We start from the raw sequence: 15,355 nt of genomic DNA, 5'->3' as shown, positions 1-15,355 counted from the left end.
AGAAAAATAGATTGATACGTTGGTCTCTGAGATATTGTCTACTTCCTACTCGATTGGTGGGTGGTACAATCAGGAGACGATTCGTAAGATTTCAGAGGTCTTTCTAGACCGAGAGCACGCATGAACACTAAACAGTAAAATTATGTCGAAGTAATGTGGGACCTGCCAATTCGTGGCAGGTCTCTTTTCATGGAAACTAGAATCTGGTATTGAATATAGGGAATCTTCGTCCCCGGGTAAGTTGATGATCTGTCAGGAGAGAAATACCGTTAAAAGCCAATATTCTTATCGGTATTACAAGTATTCATCTACTCAACAAAGCACAGCGTGTGAGGTGCGCGCAGCTAATCTCCAACCGGGAGCCCATTGCAGACTGCTTCTGGTATGCTTTTGGAAATCCATATCATTGAGGTTAAAAAGACTAACTGTCTATAATTTCAGTGTAGAAAACTTCCACTCATACTTTGTATCCGATTTGAAAATTTGGGTGCATAATGAGCTTTGTGATGCTACAAGTAAATTAAAGGCTGACACACTAAGCCCTGGCCCGTACGCAGGTGATTCTATTCCCACTAGAGGAAAAGGAAGAGATTACCGCAGACGAGCCTAAACAAATACCAGCCGTGCAAGCAAAAGCAAAGAGTAGCTCGCAACGAAGCGGCCGCCACGCGCGAAGTCATCTGCAAGAGTGGTCATCCCATAGTAATACGCAAAAACAAACAAGACCTGTCATATTACGACTGCTCCCGTTTTCCTAACTGTCGTCATACTCAGTCAATCTAATCGTGATTCCATGAAGAAAATTCAGGAGGAGTGGGGAATGTCCATACAGTGGTACCAAGACGGAAAGACTTTTGATACGATACGCGAATCGCATGAGTGGGCTTATAATGTCATCTACAATGAGATTGGCAATCTTTACAGCGGATACATCACGACTTATGAAAAAATTGCCTATTCATTAGTATTTGAACTGATACGTTCTAACACGCCGACACCTAGATTGGATGTCCATACTAAAATTGATTTTAATGAATCTGGACCTGATGTCTACAAGATATGGGTGACCGCCCTAAATGACTGAGCCTACCAAACATTACGACACCACAACGATAGGAGAAATCCTGTCGTTTTTTTGCGCTATATAAAAAAGAACCCTTTCCATAATAGAAAAGGGTTCCCAATCCGCGAAGCGGAGTGAATTAGCTATACATCTTCTCCAATTGTTCCTTCACACGGTCATCTTCCAAGAACTCATCATAAGTCATCTGCTTGTCAATTAGACCGTTCGGAGTGATCTGGATGATGCGGTTCGCGATCGTTTGCACAAACTGATGGTCATGCGAAACGAAGAGCATCGAGCCGGTGAAGTTGATCAGGCCGTTGTTCAGGGCGGTGATCGATTCGAGGTCCAAGTGGTTGGTCGGCTCGTCGAGCATCAGCGCGTTTGCGCCGACGTTCATCATCTTCGAGAGCATGCAGCGCACTTTTTCGCCGCCGGAGAGGACGTTCGCTTTTTTCAGCGACTCTTCGCCGGAGAACAGCATGCGGCCGAGGAAGCCGCGCACAAAGGTCTCATCTTGCTCTTTCGAATACTGACGCAGCCAGTCGACCAGGTTCAGGTCGGTCTCAAAATACTCGGCGTTGTCTTTCGGGAAGTACGCCGTGGTGATCGTGATACCCCACTTGAACTCGCCGCTGTCCGGCTCAAGCTCGCCAGCCAGCACTTTGAACAGGGTGGTCTTGGCCAGTTCGTCCGGGCCGACCAGGGCAATCTTGTCGCCTTTGTTCACGGTGAAGGAGATGTTGTCGAGCACTTTCACGCCTTCAACGGTCACGGTCAGACCTTCGACGGTCAAGATGTCGTTGCCCGCTTCACGCTCCGGCTTGAAGTCGATGAACGGATATTTGCGGTTCGACGGACGGATGTCGTCGAGCGAGATCTTATCGAGCTGCTTCTTACGGGAAGTCGCCTGCTTGGACTTGGAGGCATTCGCGCTAAAGCGGCGGATGAACTCTTCCAGTTCCTTGATCTTCTCTTCCTTCTTCTTGTTCGAGTTGCGCTGCAGGGCGAGTGCCAGCTGGGAGGACTCGTACCAGAAATCGTAGTTGCCCACATACAGCTGAATTTTGCCAAAATCGATGTCGGCAATGTGCGTGCAGACTTGGTTCAGGAAGTGACGGTCATGGGAAACCACGATGACCGTGTTTTCATAACCCAGCAAGAAGTTTTCCAGCCACTTGATCGACGCGAGGTCCAAGTGGTTGGTCGGCTCGTCCAGCAGCAGGATGTCCGGGTTGCCGAACAGTGCTTGTGCGAGCAGGACGCGGACTTTTTGGCTGCCGTCGAGTTCGATCATTTGTTTGTCGTGCAGGTCAACCGGGATGCCGAGACCTTGCAGCAGTTCTGCCGCTTCCGATTCGGCCACCCAGCCGTTCAGGTCGGCGAAATCGCCTTCCAGTTCAGCGGCGCGCATGCCGTCTTCTTCGGTAAAGTCACCTTTTGCGTAGATCGCGTCTTTTTCCTCCATGATTTCATAGAGGCGCTTGTGACCCATGATGACGACTTTCAGAACTTGAAACTCATCAAATTCAAAGTGGTTCTGCTTGAGGATCGCCAGACGCTCGCCCGGCGTGATGTTCACATCGCCGACGCTCGGTTCGATCTCGCCGGAGAGGATCTTCAGGAAAGTCGACTTCCCGGCTCCGTTCGCACCGATCAGGCCGTAGCAGTTGCCCGGGGTGAACTTGATGGTGACATCTTCAAACAAAGCGCGTTTACCATATCGTAAGGTTACACCGTTTGTGCTGATCATTGGTTTGCATTACCGTCCTTCTTCTTTTTATCCTGTCAAACAAATACTATATCATAATGGAACAATTTTTGCTTGTGTTATACTGCCATTCGTTTCCTGAGTTCCAGTATACTAAATCAATTAAATAATCCAAAAATATGAAAACTACATGTCATTTCTCGCATATTGTGTCATAGTTTACTAGTAGGGTTTTCCATGGGGGAAGGGTGAGTATATGACACAGGTAAGCGCGATTCGGGAAGAGGACATTTTAGCATCCATGCAGAGCCACTTGGCGATCATCTTGTTTGACACGCAGGGCACTGTAAAATGGGTGAATGATAATTTCGCCAAGGCGATGGGGTACACGGCGGAGGAACTGGTCGGGAAGCATCATCGGATCTTTTGCTTGCCGGGATTTGCAACCAGCATCAAATATGAGGAGTTCTGGCGGGAACTGCGCCAGGGCAAAGCCTTTCAGGATAAAATTGAACGCCGCACGAAAGACGGTCGTTCGCTAATACTCGAAGCCACCTACATGCCGGTGCGCAACAATGGCCGCGTCGAGGCGGTAGTGAAAGTGGCTACCGACATCACGCAGCGCGAAACGCTGCTCCAATCCAGCACGTCGGGGCTGATGGCGATGGTCGAAGAGATGACCGCTAATACAGACGAAGTGCTGCAATCGACCGAGCACATCATGAACAACATGAAAACGCTGAACCTCGAATCGGAGACGGTGAAGCAGTATGTCGATGGCATTCAATCGGTGCTGTCGTTCGTCCAAAACATCGCCGCGCAATCGCACCTGCTGGGTCTGAACGCCGCCATCGAGGCCGCACGGGCAGGCGAACAAGGGCGCGGTTTCGCTGTTGTGGCGGGTGAGGTGCGCAAGATGGCCGACTCCAGCAAACAGTCTGCCGAGGACATTTCCGTCCAGCTCACCGCGATCTCCAAGTCGATCGCCACAATCATGGAGCAGGTCGCGGTGATTACAGGGCAGGCTTCTACCAACTTTGCCGCGATGAACGAACTGAAGAAATCGTATGATCACATCGCAGAAACGACAGAGCATCTGGCGACAAGCATTTAGGTTCTCGAACACCACCAAAGGATTGGGTGGTGTTTTTACTTTTTATAAAGAAATTTTCGGGAAAAGGAAGAAATTGTACAGAGCCTGTAGAATGAATAGGAGGTCTCATCTATCATCTCATAGGACACGAAGGAGGAAATCAAATGGAGCCAGTTGTTGCAAGATTGTCTGAATTCCAAGTGGTAGGTATCACAATCACCGCCAACTTGAAAGAGATAGAAGGGCAGCAGTTAGTCAAGAAAGCTCATGAACAAATGTTGTCGCGTAAAGGAGAGATTGAGGGGCGGATTGGTGAGGAGGTTTACTTGATTCAGATCTACCCGGACAAGTCGGATTTCAATGCGATGTTCGATGCATTCAAGCTCGTCATCGGCTATAAAGTCTCCACGGCTGCAAACACTCCCACTGGAATGGTCGCGCATCAAGTGCCTGGCAATGAATATGCGCAGTTCTTGCATAAGGGTCTGGAGTCGGAGTTAGGCCGAACGTATGACTTCATCTACAGTCAATGGCTGCCGCAATCGGGCCGTCAATTTGGAGGGTATGACTTCGAAGTATGGGATGATCGTTATCAGCCGGAGAGCTCGGAGAATGAAATCGAAGTATACGTTGCTATGAAATAAATGAACAGCAAATACAACAAAACCGTGAGGCACCAAGTCAGTTGACAGGTCCCTGCACGGTTTTTTTGATCAAGGAGAATATGTACGCTAACGTGTCGGGATTCCATACATTTCTGGATGGGTCAGATACTCCTCGGTATCGAGGTTTCCTGTATACGTAAACGATTTCTTCTGCTCATCATATTCGAAGATAAGCAACTGGCCGGGAAGACCGGTATGGCTGCCATTGTCTTTCACACCAATCACGTTGGGAGCGACCTGAACAATATCACCGCCGGTCACAGTGACGGACGCAGGCGAAACGACCGGGGAAGAAACAAAGTTGGCAGATGGCTTAAAAGCGATAAGTACCAGCGCGATGAAAATACCGGTGAGCAGGATCTTGCTGTAGAGCGAATTCATTTTTGGAAAAAACCTCCTTTCTAAACTAATTCGTGTTGCAAGGAGCAAAGCCTTTTTTGGTCAAACTTTCAAAATAAAAATTTCATATGATTAATCACAGTCCTGTTGTATCATATAAATATAGATTATTTTCGGAATGAGGGTTGATGAAAATGTTCCAACCACCGGTTCAAGCGCCCAGCGGACAGGGGACGACACAAGCACCTGTCCAAGGGCAAGCGGAACGGCCGTCACAGGGGATACGGGAGCGGAGGGCGCCGAGCGGGAGCGGTGCTCCGCTTTCGGCTGCTCATATTTTGCAGCTGCAAAAGACGGTCGGGAACCGGGCGGTGGCACAGATGCTGCGGCAGCAGGAAGCTGCGCGGCAGATGCAGCAAAACTCGGCCCCGGCGCAGATGGTCCTGCAGCGCAATGAGGAAGATGAAGACGGCGGGCTCAATCTGGGCACCGAGATCTATGCGAAACTGAAGACGTACATCGGCCCGGAGCTGAGAAAGCACGGGATCAACACGATGATCGACTCGATGGCCAAAGGCGTCGAGGTGTTTGTCGCTTCGCAATTTCCCAGCCTGGTGAACTGCGTCAAAACTCTCGTCGGCGTGCTGGCCTTGTTCCGCGAGGTGGCTAACTTTTGGGCCAAGATGAACCCCAACCTGAAAGCGGGGATCAAATACATCATCGGTATAGCCCTCCACAAATTCGATCAGTACGTTTCCAGCATGACCGACAAGTCTCTGCTGCCGCACTACGAATCGATCGCCGCCGACGATGTGGAATTCCCGCATGCGGTACAGGTCTGCATCGATTCTCTCGATTATGTGGATTCGCTGCTGGCCTACACCGACCTCGTCAAAAAAGTAACGACCCGGCTCAAGCGTTCATTAGGCACCATCCCGGATGAGCAACCGGTGGAGGCTGACGACCAGCAACAAGCGGATGACGAAGCAAGCCAAGACCCCTCGACCGTCACATCGGTCGACCTGAAGCTGATCAAAGTCGATCTCCAAGACCTCACCATCGCCAAAAGCAAAAAAGGCGCCGCGCCACAAAAAGGCGGTCTGGACTCGAAGAGCAAAGTCACATTCCGGCTGTTCGGCAAGGAATACACGATTGACGAGATCCACGCCCGTCTGGACTGGGACATGAAGTGGTCGATCGACGCCACGTTCCGAGACAAGAAGATCGTAGACAACTCCCAATTTTTGATGTTCGAACTGGAACAATTGGTGCTCAACAAGCTCAACGTCGGGAACAAAGGGCTCAATGAACTTGCGGTCAGCATTGGGAAGTTCAAAGCAGGCAGCCTGCTGGAACTGGATCAAGTCTACGGGCAGTATCAAAAAGGCGTCGGGTTTGCGTTTGGCGCGAACGAGATCGCCATCAACCTGCCGCAGCCACTCGATACGGCGATCAAAGCGCGAGCCCAGCTTCTGCTCGACCAGGACGGGGCGTTCCGTTCGGTGGAACTGAGCAATTTCCAAATCGGCAAAAAGATCGCCGTCAAACGCGCTCAATTGACCACGGAACATCTGCACATCCAAGAGCTGGAATACAACTTTGGCAGCGGAGCCAACCAAGTGAAACCGGTGCTGTACGACCTGCTGATCAACAAGGACAAGCAGATCCTCTCGGTGCGCGGCGGCGTGGAGGTCAAAGACTGGGAGCTGGTGAACGGACTGGTGCTGGACGGACAGGCGTATGTCGGATACAAAGACCAGTTCCAACTCGGCGTGGAAAATGCGAAAATCCGCCTCGACCAGAAATTTGTGCACGGGTACGGGTCGATCAAACGCCTGCAGTACAACGAAGACCGCACCTTTGAAGGCGAGATCGAACGCCTGGCCTTCTCCGTCGGCGTGTTTGCGCTCGATGCGGAAAATGTTGAGATCAACAAGGATGGCAGCTTGCGAATTGCCGAAGCGGAAGTTGTGCTCGGCAAGCAGGACAAAGTGTCGTCCAAAGACATGGAAGCGATGGGCAAAGGCGGCGGCAAGGACAGCCTGATGGATTCGATCAACGAGTCGAGATCGGGCGGCGGGCTTGGTTCGCTGGCTCAGGTGCATCTGAAAGCGATCGGCATCACGGTCAAAGACGGCGAGTATAAAGTCGAGCGCTACGAGAAGTGGATCGGGCCAAACAAAGTCTACAAAATCAGTCTGTTCGGCGGGGCTGTGCAAGGGATGATCGATCAGGAGAAGAAGAAGGCGAACATCTCCGGCCAAATGGAGTTCCCGAAAAACCGCGTCTTCTGGCCGGTGAAGCTGCACGCCGCACTGCCGGTGCCGCCGACGCCGCTGTCCTTATTTGTGGAAGTTGGCATCGGCGGGGGGATCAAAGCGATGGTCGCCGGCGAGATCGCCAAAGATCAGGAGAACGAAGCGGATTCGCTGTACAACGTCGCCGGGATGGCGCACTTGGAAGGCAACCTGAAGTTCTCGGTCGGGGCCGGTGTGAAGATCGGTTCGGAGCTCTTGCTCGCCTTAAAAGCGTACCTGGAAGCATCGGCCACCTTGCGTGCTGCTGCCCGCGCGGAGGTTAGCGGACAAGTCCGCCTGAACCCGCAAACGAACAAAATCGAGCAGGATGATCGCAAGCCGGTCGAATTCGCTTACAATCTCGAAGGCGATCTGACCGCCAAGATCGAAGCGCTGGTCGACTTTGTCGCCTTCCTCGTCTACCAGAAAAACCTGTACAGCAAAACGCTTGGCTCTTGGACGCTTGGCCAATTCAAGATGTCGGGCAAAGTCGCAGAAAAAGCCGGTCAGCTGGAAGATCAAGTCATCACGCCAAAACCTGTGGGCGGGGAAGACAAAACGCTTGGCGGCGCGCTCCCAGGTCAGATCAAACTGCCGGAAAGTCAAGCGGTCGAGCAGTTGATGCACTGGAACGATCCGGTCGAACAATTGAAAGGCAAGGAGAAACTGCCGGACGACAAGCATGCGATGTATCGCACGGCGCACGATATGATGGACAATGATTTCGAAATGGACCCGCAAAAGGTCCAAGATGTGCAAAGCAAGCTGGAAGCGGTCGCGAAGAAACCGAAAAAAGTCGGCCCGATCGTCCAAGATGCTGGTCAGGATGTTATGGACCGCCTCAACGGAACGTTCCCGTCCTTCCTGATGACCAAGTCGGAGTGGATCAAATATTCGACCACCGATTCGCTGACCGGGGTCACCACCCGCAAGTCGATAACGGTGGTGGACAACCTGCTGTCGATTTACCATCAAGAAAAAGATCTGAACAACCGGATGAAATATCTGGAGCAGCTGCGCAAGGTGCTCAACCACTATTTGCTGCAGGACGGCAAAAGCCGCAAGCCGATGGTGCTGAAACTGCTGTTCGAAACAGGAAAAGAAGAAGAGATGCTGAACGAATTCATCAAGTTCAACATCATGGCTATGTAAAGGCTCTTCAAGCAAGACAACCATGTTGCAAGCCGAACACGTGGCCAACCCAAGGCCGTGTCCGCAAAGACCGTGCTGCGTATGACAGCACGGTCTTTTTTTTACGGAACGTTAATCACTCCGTATCGCACCTGCAGCAACTCCGATACGGTCAGGAAGCGATAGCCCCGCTTTTCCAGCTCGGGCAAGATCTGCTCCAGCGCACGAATCGTCTGCATGCGGTCGCCGCCGAAGTCGTGGAAGAGCACGATCCCCCCGTTGTGGGCGTTCTTAAGCACGCGATCCACGATCTTATAAACACCTGGGTCGCTCCAGTCTTTCGTGTCCTGATTCCACGACCACATCACGACGAGGTAGCCCGCCGTTTTGGCGGTGTTGACCACCAGGTCGTTGTAAACGCCGCCGGGCGGACGGAACGTGCTGAGGTGATGGCCGGTGATGGTGGTGACAACTTCGTCCGCTTTGTCGATCTCTTCGCGGAGCTCTTGGGCGGAGATGCGGGTCATATAGGGATGGCCGTATGTATGGTTGGCCAGCTCATGGCCTTCTTTGATCGCCCGTTTCGCGACCTCGGGCGCTCGTTCGACCCGTGATCCAACGACATAAAACGTCGCTTTGGCATGATAGCGCTTCAGAATGTCTAAAACCTGCGGAGTATATTTCGGATGAGGACCGTCGTCAAAAGTCAACGCGACCACTTTTTGCTCAGTCGGAACTTCCCAGACCACATCACCGCGCTTTTCATAATAAAAGCGGCCCTTTTTCTTGGCGTGGGCTTGGTTTGGATCGGTGAGGAAAAGAGCGAGGACACAACAGCTGAGCAACAGCACCACTCCGGCTGATCGTCTAAACATCAAAAGTATACCTCCTCTGCGGTGGTAGCTTAGTGTACCCCAACATTTGACGGAAAATAAAAAGCCGCCTAAACGGGCGGCTACAGCAAGTCGTCAGGCGACTCGTCTGTGTCGGGATGAAATTGGTACGTCGCGAGGTCGATCAGGTTGTCCCGGCTAAATTCGATCCCTTCGCGTTCGAGCAGAAAGCGCTGTTCCTGAAACGACTCGTCATCGGGCAAGCCGATCTGGCCTTTGGAGTTGATCACGCGATGCCAGGGGAGTTGGTGCGTTTTGCTCATCGAATGCAAAATCCGCACGATCTGCCGGGCTGCTCTTGGACTGCCGCACAACTTGGCGATTTGGCCGTACGTCATCACGTAGCCGGCGGGGATGTTTTTGATTAGGGCGATTGCTTTTTCTGTGAATGGGCTCATGCCGTTATTATAGCACACCCAATTTTTGGAGAACTTCTACTCAGGAGGTGTGTGCGAAGATGCAACAAGAAAACGAAGACACCCTGACCAACCGGGAGCGCATGCTTTTCAATTGTTGGCGTTGTTTTGCTGTAACTCGATCAATTTGTATGTGAAAGCAAAATTATCTGTTATACTTTCTATTGATTATGTGACATATGGTAATTCCAAGCTGCACCAAATCGCGTGCGGTGTTTCATACAGAGAGAGGGCTTCTGGAAAGGGGCAATATCCGTGGCAGACACAGAAGGAAACGTGTTCCATCACGATCCCGGAACGTCAGCATCCCATCAAAATGTACGCATCGTCGGGTTGGGAGCTTCGGCAGGAGGACTGGAAGCGCTCGAAGCATTCTTTGAAGGCGTTCCGGATGACATTCCTGCGGCATTTGTGGTCGTGCAGCATGTTTCCCCGAATTATAAAAGTTTTATGTCCGATTTGTTAAGCCGCCGAACCGGCATGGCGATTCAAACTGCCGAATCAGGGATGCTGCTCCGGTCGAATCACGTCTATCTGATTCCGCCGAACACCTACATGACGGTCGAAGCGGGCCGCTTGCAGCTCACCGAATATCATGCAGCGGAAGGCATGCATGTGCCGATCGATGTCTTTTTTGCATCGCTGGCCGCTGCTGAGGGCAATCGAGCGATTGGCATCATTTTATCAGGCACGGGCTCGGACGGCACGCGAGGCATTCGGGAAATCCACAAGGCCGGCGGCATGGTGCTGGTGCAGGACGAAGAGTCAGCGGAATTTGCCGGCATGCCGCAAAGCGCACGGTTGACCGGCATGGTCGATTTCGTCCTGTCTCCGTCCGCGATGGCGCATCAGGTCAGCGAGGTTCTGCTCGCCACCGGCCGCCTTGCTGAAGAAGATGATGAGGTGACGAACGACGAACATCTGCTCCGCATCCTGATGCTGGTAAAACAGCAGAGCGGTGCGGACTTCACCGGGTACAAGAAGGCAGGTGTGCTGCGCAGGGTCGAGCGTCGCATGCAACTGTGCGGAAGGGCAACGATTCAAGAGTATGCGCAGCATCTGACCGAAGATGCCAACGAATCGAACGCGCTGCAAAATGACCTGCTGATCGGCGTGACCTACTTTTTCCGCGACCCGGAAGCGTTTGCGCTGCTCTACCAAAAGGTCATCCCGGAGATCGTGGAACATAAATTGCAGGCGCAGGAAGAGGACATCCGTATCTGGGTAGCCGGCTGTTCGACCGGCGAAGAGGCGTATACGTTTGCGATGCTGTTCCGGCAGTATCTGTATGAACGGGAAATCGACCTCAACATCCGCATTTTTGCCACCGACCTTGATCAGGAGTCGATCCAGTACGCCAGCCAGGGCAGCTATACACCCGACTTGACCAAAGCGGTGCCGAAGACCTACTTGGATCGTTACTTTGTGAAAAAAGGTGATCTGTATCAAGTCAGCAAAGAGATTCGCAAAATGGTGGTCTTTGCGCCGCACAACATCATCAAAGACCCGCCGTTCGTCAATCTCGATCTGGTCTCCTGCCGCAACATGATGATCTACTTCCAGACGGACGTTCAGCACAAACTGCTCAGCCTGTTCCATTTCGCCCTGCGCACCGAAGGGTTCTTGTTCCTCGGCCCAAGCGAAAGCATCGGCAAGCTGACCAATCTCTACACGCCGCTGAACAAAAAATGGAACCTGTATCGCTGCCTGGAACAGCCAAACCCGACGCTCACCGGCGCCTTTGGCATCCCGGTGCGGAAAAAGGAAAGCGTTTCGCGCCGGGCGATCCAGCCCCGCGCCGACTACCAGACGGTCAAACGCGCGGATGACCTCTATGCAACGCTGCTCGATGAATTTATGGGGCCGGCGATCATCATCGACCAGAACCAAAATGTGGTGCATACGTTTGGCGATCTCGGCCGGTACATGACTGTGCCGCGAGGGCGGATGAATTTTCATGTGCACAAGATGGTCAACGCGCAGCTCTCGGTGATTTTAAGCACCGGTCTGCACAAAGTGCGCAAGGATCAGACCACCGTCACGTACAAGGACATCCAGCTGACCGACGCGGAAGGCGTGTGCCTCAACCTGACGATCAAGCCGTTTTCCTCCGATAAATACCTTGGTTGGACGATGATCATCTTTGAAGAGGTCGAGTCTCGTCCGGAACTGGTCGAGCATGTCTACCATGTTGAACATGACTTGAAAACGAACATGCGGATTCGCGACTTGGAACGCGAGCTGCAATATGCGCAGGAGAGCCTGCAAGCCACGGTGGAGGAGTTGGAGACGTCCAACGAGGAGTTGCAGTCGACGAACGAAGAACTGATCGCTTCAAACGAAGAACTGCAAAGCACCAATGAAGAGCTGCAGTCGGTCAATGAAGAGCTGATCTCTGTCAATACGGAGCACCAGCGCAAGATTCAGGAACTGACCGAGCTCAACAACGATATGGACAATTTCCTGATCAGCACGAAGATCGGCACGATCTTCCTCGACCACAATATGTACATTCGCCGCTTTACGCCATCGGTGACGGAGATCATCAATCTGCTGGAAGTGGACATCGGACGTCCGATTCACCATATCTCGCACAAACTGCTGTACGGAGATCTTTATGAAGATGCCAAACAGGTGCTGACGACCAACATCACGTTGGAAAAGGAAATTCAGTGCATCCAAGGCCGCTGGTACAGCATGGGGATCTTGCCGTACCGCACGACAGAAAATTACATCAAAGGTGTCGTCATCACATTTGTTGATATCACCGACCTGAAGATGGCGAACAAAGAGCTGAAAAAGCTGTCTTATGCGATCCAGCAAAGTCCGGGTACGGTGCTGATCACCGATGTGACCGGGATGGTTGAGTATGTCAACCCGAAATTTGTGGAGCAGACCGGATACGAATTGGACGAGATGATCGGTAAACATCTCCGCGACCTGTTTGCCGATCCATTTTCCGAGGAGGCCTATCAGCAGGCGTGGGAAGCTTTGCAACTGGGCGGCAAATGGTCAGGGGAGATCCGCAACCGCCGCCGCAACGGCGAAGTGTTCTGGGAGGAAGCGGCCTTCCTGCCGATTCGCAATGAAGAAGGGGCGATCATCCATTTCTTAAAGGCGGCACAAGACATCACCGAGCAGAAAAAGACGGAAGAGCTGCTTCGCAAATCGGAGATGCATTCCGCCGTCGGCCAATTGGCGGCCGGCATCGCACATGAGATCCGTAACCCGCTGACATCGCTGAAAGGGTTCCTGCAGCTGATTCAGGCGGAAGGGGAGAAGAACGAGGCGTATATCAAGATCATGCTGTCGGAGTTCACGCGGATTGAGACGATCATCAACGAACTGCTGCTGCTCTCCAAGCCGCACGTGCTGAACTTTAAGAGCGAAGACGCGCTCGTGATCCTGCATGATGTGTTGACGCTGTTTGAGTCGCAGGCGCTGCTCAATCAGGTGACGATGCACAGGTCGCTGACCACCGTCCTGCCGGAAATCTATTGCGTCGACAACCAGATCAAACAAGTGTTGATCAACCTGTTGAAAAATGCGATCGAGGCGATGCCGTCCGGCGGCAACATCTACGTCTCGGCCACGCAGCATTCGGACAGCGCTGTGCTGATCAGCATTGAAGACGAAGGCGTCGGAATCCCGGAAGAAAAGATTCAGCGCCTTGGCGAACCGTTTTTCACGACCAAGGAGACCGGCACGGGTCTTGGCATGATGGTGAGCAATAAGATCATCGAAAACCACAACGGAAGCATCACCGTCACCAGCAAAGTGGACGTCGGCACAAAAGTGGAAATTTTGCTGCCGGTGGCGAACCGATAATAAAAAAGGCATGCACGACCGCGAAGGTCGGGCATGCCTTTTGATTTATGCGAACGAGTGGAGCGAACGAAGGACTTCGAACAGTTCTTCGTTCTCCGGTTGTTCACCGATCGGATGCACATCGATAAAGCGGATGATCCCGTCTTTGTCGATGATGAACAGAGCGCGTTCGGACATCCCTTCAGCACGGAGAACACCGTACATCTCGGAGACAGCACCATGAGGGTAGAAGTCGGAGAGCAGCGGGTAAGTGATCCCTCCCACCGATTTTTCCCAAGCTTCATGAGACGGAACAGAGTCAACGCTGATACCCAGCACCTGGGTATTGTGCTCTTCAAAACGGGACAGGTCGTCCTCGTAGGAAGGCATTTGCGCGCCTCAGACAGGGGTCCAATCGAGTGGGTAGAAGGCGATAAACACGTTTTTGCCACGCAGTTCAGAAAGCGTAACAGAACGGCCGCCATGTGCTTTCAAGGTAAAGTCCGGAGCAAGATCGCCGACTTTGAGCGTCTTGGTTTCAGTTGCACCTTTTGGCATTTGGTATTCCTCCTTTTTTAGAATAAGTACAGTCTAGCGTGTTTTCGTAAATCTAGCAAGTAGAAAATTAGCTATATTGAGCGATCAGGCGCTTTCTTTTGTTTACATACTGGTCGGCGCCTTGTGCGGCAATCGCGCCGTCTGCCGCTGCGATCACCGCCTGTTTGAGCGGGGTGCGGCGGGCATCGCCGCCGGCAAATACACCTTCGGCGCTGGTCTGGAGCAGCTCATTGACGACGATGTAGCCGTCTTCGTCGCGCTGGACGCTGTCTCCGATAAAGTCGGTCGCTGGTTTGTTGCCGGAGACGTAGAGGAACACGCCGTCGACGTCAAAGTTTTTCTTTTCACCGTTGCCAGTCTGTACATGCAAGCCTTGCAGGCGTTCATCCGGCGTGCCGAGAATCTCCAGGACGCGGTGGGAGAAGAGGACTTCGATGTTCGACGCGCCTTGCAGATCGTCGAGCGTTGCTGTGCCGGTCAGTTTTTTGCCCGGGATCAGGAAATAGACGTGTTTGGCAAAATGGGACAGGGAGTAGGCTTCGCTGACCGCTTCTTCGGTGTCGCCAACGACGGCGATGGTGCGGCCTTCGAAAAAGGCTGCGTCACAGGTGGAGCAGTAGCTGACTCCGCGGCCGGCAAATTCCTCTTCGCCGGGCAGTTTGCTGCCGCGCCCGCGCGAACCGACGGCGATGAAGATCGATTTGGCTTTGATCGTTCCATCTGGCAGGTGGATCTTCTTGATGTCGCCGTCAAGCTCCAGGCTTTGGACGTTCGCTTTGGCGAACACGGCGCCGTAGTCTTTTGCCTGCTTGCGGATGCGGTCGACCAGTTCCAGTCCGGTCAGCTCTTCGGTGACACCGGGGTAATTGGCGATCTTGTGTGTGATCGCCAGCGCGCCGCTGGCCGGAGCTTTGTCGAGCACGAGCGTCTTCAGCTTGCCGCGTGCCGCATAGACAGCAGCCGATGCGCCGGCCGGGCCGGAACCGATGCTGACGAGGTCGTATTCTGCTTCGTACATCGCCGGCGTCAGTTCGGTGAACAGAGTGTCTGCAGATGCTTCCTGCGTTTCAGCTGCAGCCGGAGCCGCTTGTTGCGCGTCCTGTTCCGGGGTGATGCCGAGCAACTGTTTCATTTTGTTCGGACGGTAGCCAATGACCGGCGTGTCTTCGAGGAACGTCACCGGCGTAGAGAAAATGCCGCGGGCATGCAGGTCGTTAAAATAGTCTTTGTTCTCCGTCACGTTGCGCTCCTCATAGGAAATGCCCCAACGCTTCAATTCGTCTTTGATCTTCGCGCAGTATGTGCAACCTGTCGAGCTGTACAGGGTAACTTTCATCTTGATTACCTCCAAGTTTGTAATAATTCTAATTATCAACATCATA

11 protein-coding genes and 1 pseudogene are annotated in these 15,355 nt (G+C 52.7%); 6 read left to right on the top strand and 6 right to left on the bottom strand.

Annotated elements, in window-relative coordinates; all coding sequences use genetic code 11:
* Positions 1-820: 820 nt before the first annotated feature.
* A complete protein-coding gene (locus tag CBW65_RS19935) occupies positions 821-1,084 on the top strand; it encodes a hypothetical protein (protein ID WP_198299670.1) in 264 nt (87 codons plus the stop codon).
* Between the two features lie 118 nt (positions 1,085-1,202).
* Here CBW65_RS19935 and CBW65_RS19930 read toward each other — a convergent pair whose 3' ends face one another.
* Positions 1,203-2,816, bottom strand: a complete 1,614-nt coding sequence (locus CBW65_RS19930) for an ABC-F family ATP-binding cassette domain-containing protein (protein ID WP_087458344.1) — start codon at positions 2,814-2,816, stop codon at positions 1,203-1,205.
* A 214-nt stretch (positions 2,817-3,030) separates the two neighbouring features.
* Here CBW65_RS19930 and CBW65_RS25425 point away from each other — a divergent pair.
* The 3 genes and pseudogenes from CBW65_RS25425 to CBW65_RS19920 form a co-directional block, all read left to right on the top strand.
* Positions 3,031-3,396: pseudogene (locus CBW65_RS25425) on the top strand (PAS domain-containing protein); the annotation flags it as partial.
* A 36-nt stretch (positions 3,397-3,432) separates the two neighbouring features.
* Positions 3,433-3,888 (top strand): methyl-accepting chemotaxis protein, encoded by a 456-nt coding sequence (locus CBW65_RS25420; RefSeq protein ID WP_408646561.1) that lies wholly within the window; start codon positions 3,433-3,435, stop codon positions 3,886-3,888.
* A 143-nt stretch (positions 3,889-4,031) separates the two neighbouring features.
* Positions 4,032-4,511: a GyrI-like domain-containing protein gene (locus tag CBW65_RS19920; protein ID WP_087458342.1), complete on the top strand. Its 480-nt coding sequence runs from the start codon at positions 4,032-4,034 to the stop codon at positions 4,509-4,511.
* Between the two features lie 87 nt (positions 4,512-4,598).
* Here CBW65_RS19920 and CBW65_RS19915 read toward each other — a convergent pair whose 3' ends face one another.
* Positions 4,599-4,913 carry a hypothetical protein gene (locus CBW65_RS19915; protein WP_087458341.1) on the bottom strand — a complete coding sequence of 105 codons (315 nt, stop codon included), beginning with the start codon at positions 4,911-4,913 and terminating at the stop codon, positions 4,599-4,601.
* A 152-nt stretch (positions 4,914-5,065) separates the two neighbouring features.
* On the opposite strand from CBW65_RS19915, the gene CBW65_RS19910 reads away from it, so the two are divergent.
* A complete protein-coding gene (locus CBW65_RS19910; protein WP_157722079.1) occupies positions 5,066-8,320 on the top strand; it encodes a hypothetical protein in 3,255 nt (1,084 codons plus the stop codon).
* Between the two features lie 101 nt (positions 8,321-8,421).
* Here CBW65_RS19910 and CBW65_RS19905 read toward each other — a convergent pair whose 3' ends face one another.
* Both CBW65_RS19905 and CBW65_RS19900 read right to left on the bottom strand, forming a co-directional pair.
* Complete coding sequence (locus CBW65_RS19905; protein ID WP_087458339.1) at positions 8,422-9,174, bottom strand: polysaccharide deacetylase family protein; 753 nt, start codon at positions 9,172-9,174, stop codon at positions 8,422-8,424.
* An 80-nt stretch (positions 9,175-9,254) separates the two neighbouring features.
* Positions 9,255-9,590: an MGMT family protein gene (locus CBW65_RS19900; protein WP_087458338.1), complete on the bottom strand. Its 336-nt coding sequence runs from the start codon at positions 9,588-9,590 to the stop codon at positions 9,255-9,257.
* A 273-nt stretch (positions 9,591-9,863) separates the two neighbouring features.
* On the opposite strand from CBW65_RS19900, the gene CBW65_RS19895 reads away from it, so the two are divergent.
* The gene (locus CBW65_RS19895; RefSeq protein WP_232463379.1) at positions 9,864-13,436 is read left to right on the top strand and encodes a chemotaxis protein CheB; all 3,573 of its coding nucleotides are present in this window, start codon (positions 9,864-9,866) and stop codon (positions 13,434-13,436) included.
* 45 nt (positions 13,437-13,481) lie between these two features.
* Here the strand turns inward: CBW65_RS19895 and CBW65_RS19890 are convergent, their stop codons facing one another.
* On the bottom strand, positions 13,482-13,973 hold the full coding sequence (locus CBW65_RS19890; protein ID WP_232463378.1) for a peroxiredoxin: 492 nt from the start codon (positions 13,971-13,973) through the stop codon (positions 13,482-13,484).
* Between the two features lie 67 nt (positions 13,974-14,040).
* Positions 14,041-15,309, bottom strand: a complete 1,269-nt coding sequence (locus tag CBW65_RS19880; protein WP_087458335.1) for an FAD-dependent oxidoreductase — start codon at positions 15,307-15,309, stop codon at positions 14,041-14,043.
* Between the last annotated feature and the right edge of the window lie 46 nt (positions 15,310-15,355).

This window comes from Tumebacillus avium, assembly GCF_002162355.1.
Taxonomy (GTDB): Bacteria; Bacillota; Bacilli; order Tumebacillales; family Tumebacillaceae; genus Tumebacillus_A; species Tumebacillus_A avium.
The sequence above is the reverse complement of the archived record's forward strand: the minus strand, read 5'-3'. Positions and strand labels throughout refer to the sequence as shown.

Coding starts and splice junctions, on each gene's coding strand:
- CBW65_RS19935 (WP_198299670.1), top strand. CDS start 821: ATGTCCATACAGTGGTACCAAGACGGAAAGACTTTTGATACGATACGC.
- CBW65_RS19930 (WP_087458344.1), bottom strand. CDS start 2,816: ATGATCAGCACAAACGGTGTAACCTTACGATATGGTAAACGCGCTTTG.
- CBW65_RS25420 (WP_408646561.1), top strand. CDS start 3,433: ATGGCGATGGTCGAAGAGATGACCGCTAATACAGACGAAGTGCTGCAA.
- CBW65_RS19920 (WP_087458342.1), top strand. CDS start 4,032: ATGGAGCCAGTTGTTGCAAGATTGTCTGAATTCCAAGTGGTAGGTATC.
- CBW65_RS19915 (WP_087458341.1), bottom strand. CDS start 4,913: ATGAATTCGCTCTACAGCAAGATCCTGCTCACCGGTATTTTCATCGCG.
- CBW65_RS19910 (WP_157722079.1), top strand. CDS start 5,066: ATGTTCCAACCACCGGTTCAAGCGCCCAGCGGACAGGGGACGACACAA.
- CBW65_RS19905 (WP_087458339.1), bottom strand. CDS start 9,174: ATGTTTAGACGATCAGCCGGAGTGGTGCTGTTGCTCAGCTGTTGTGTC.
- CBW65_RS19900 (WP_087458338.1), bottom strand. CDS start 9,590: ATGAGCCCATTCACAGAAAAAGCAATCGCCCTAATCAAAAACATCCCC.
- CBW65_RS19880 (WP_087458335.1), bottom strand. CDS start 15,309: ATGAAAGTTACCCTGTACAGCTCGACAGGTTGCACATACTGCGCGAAG.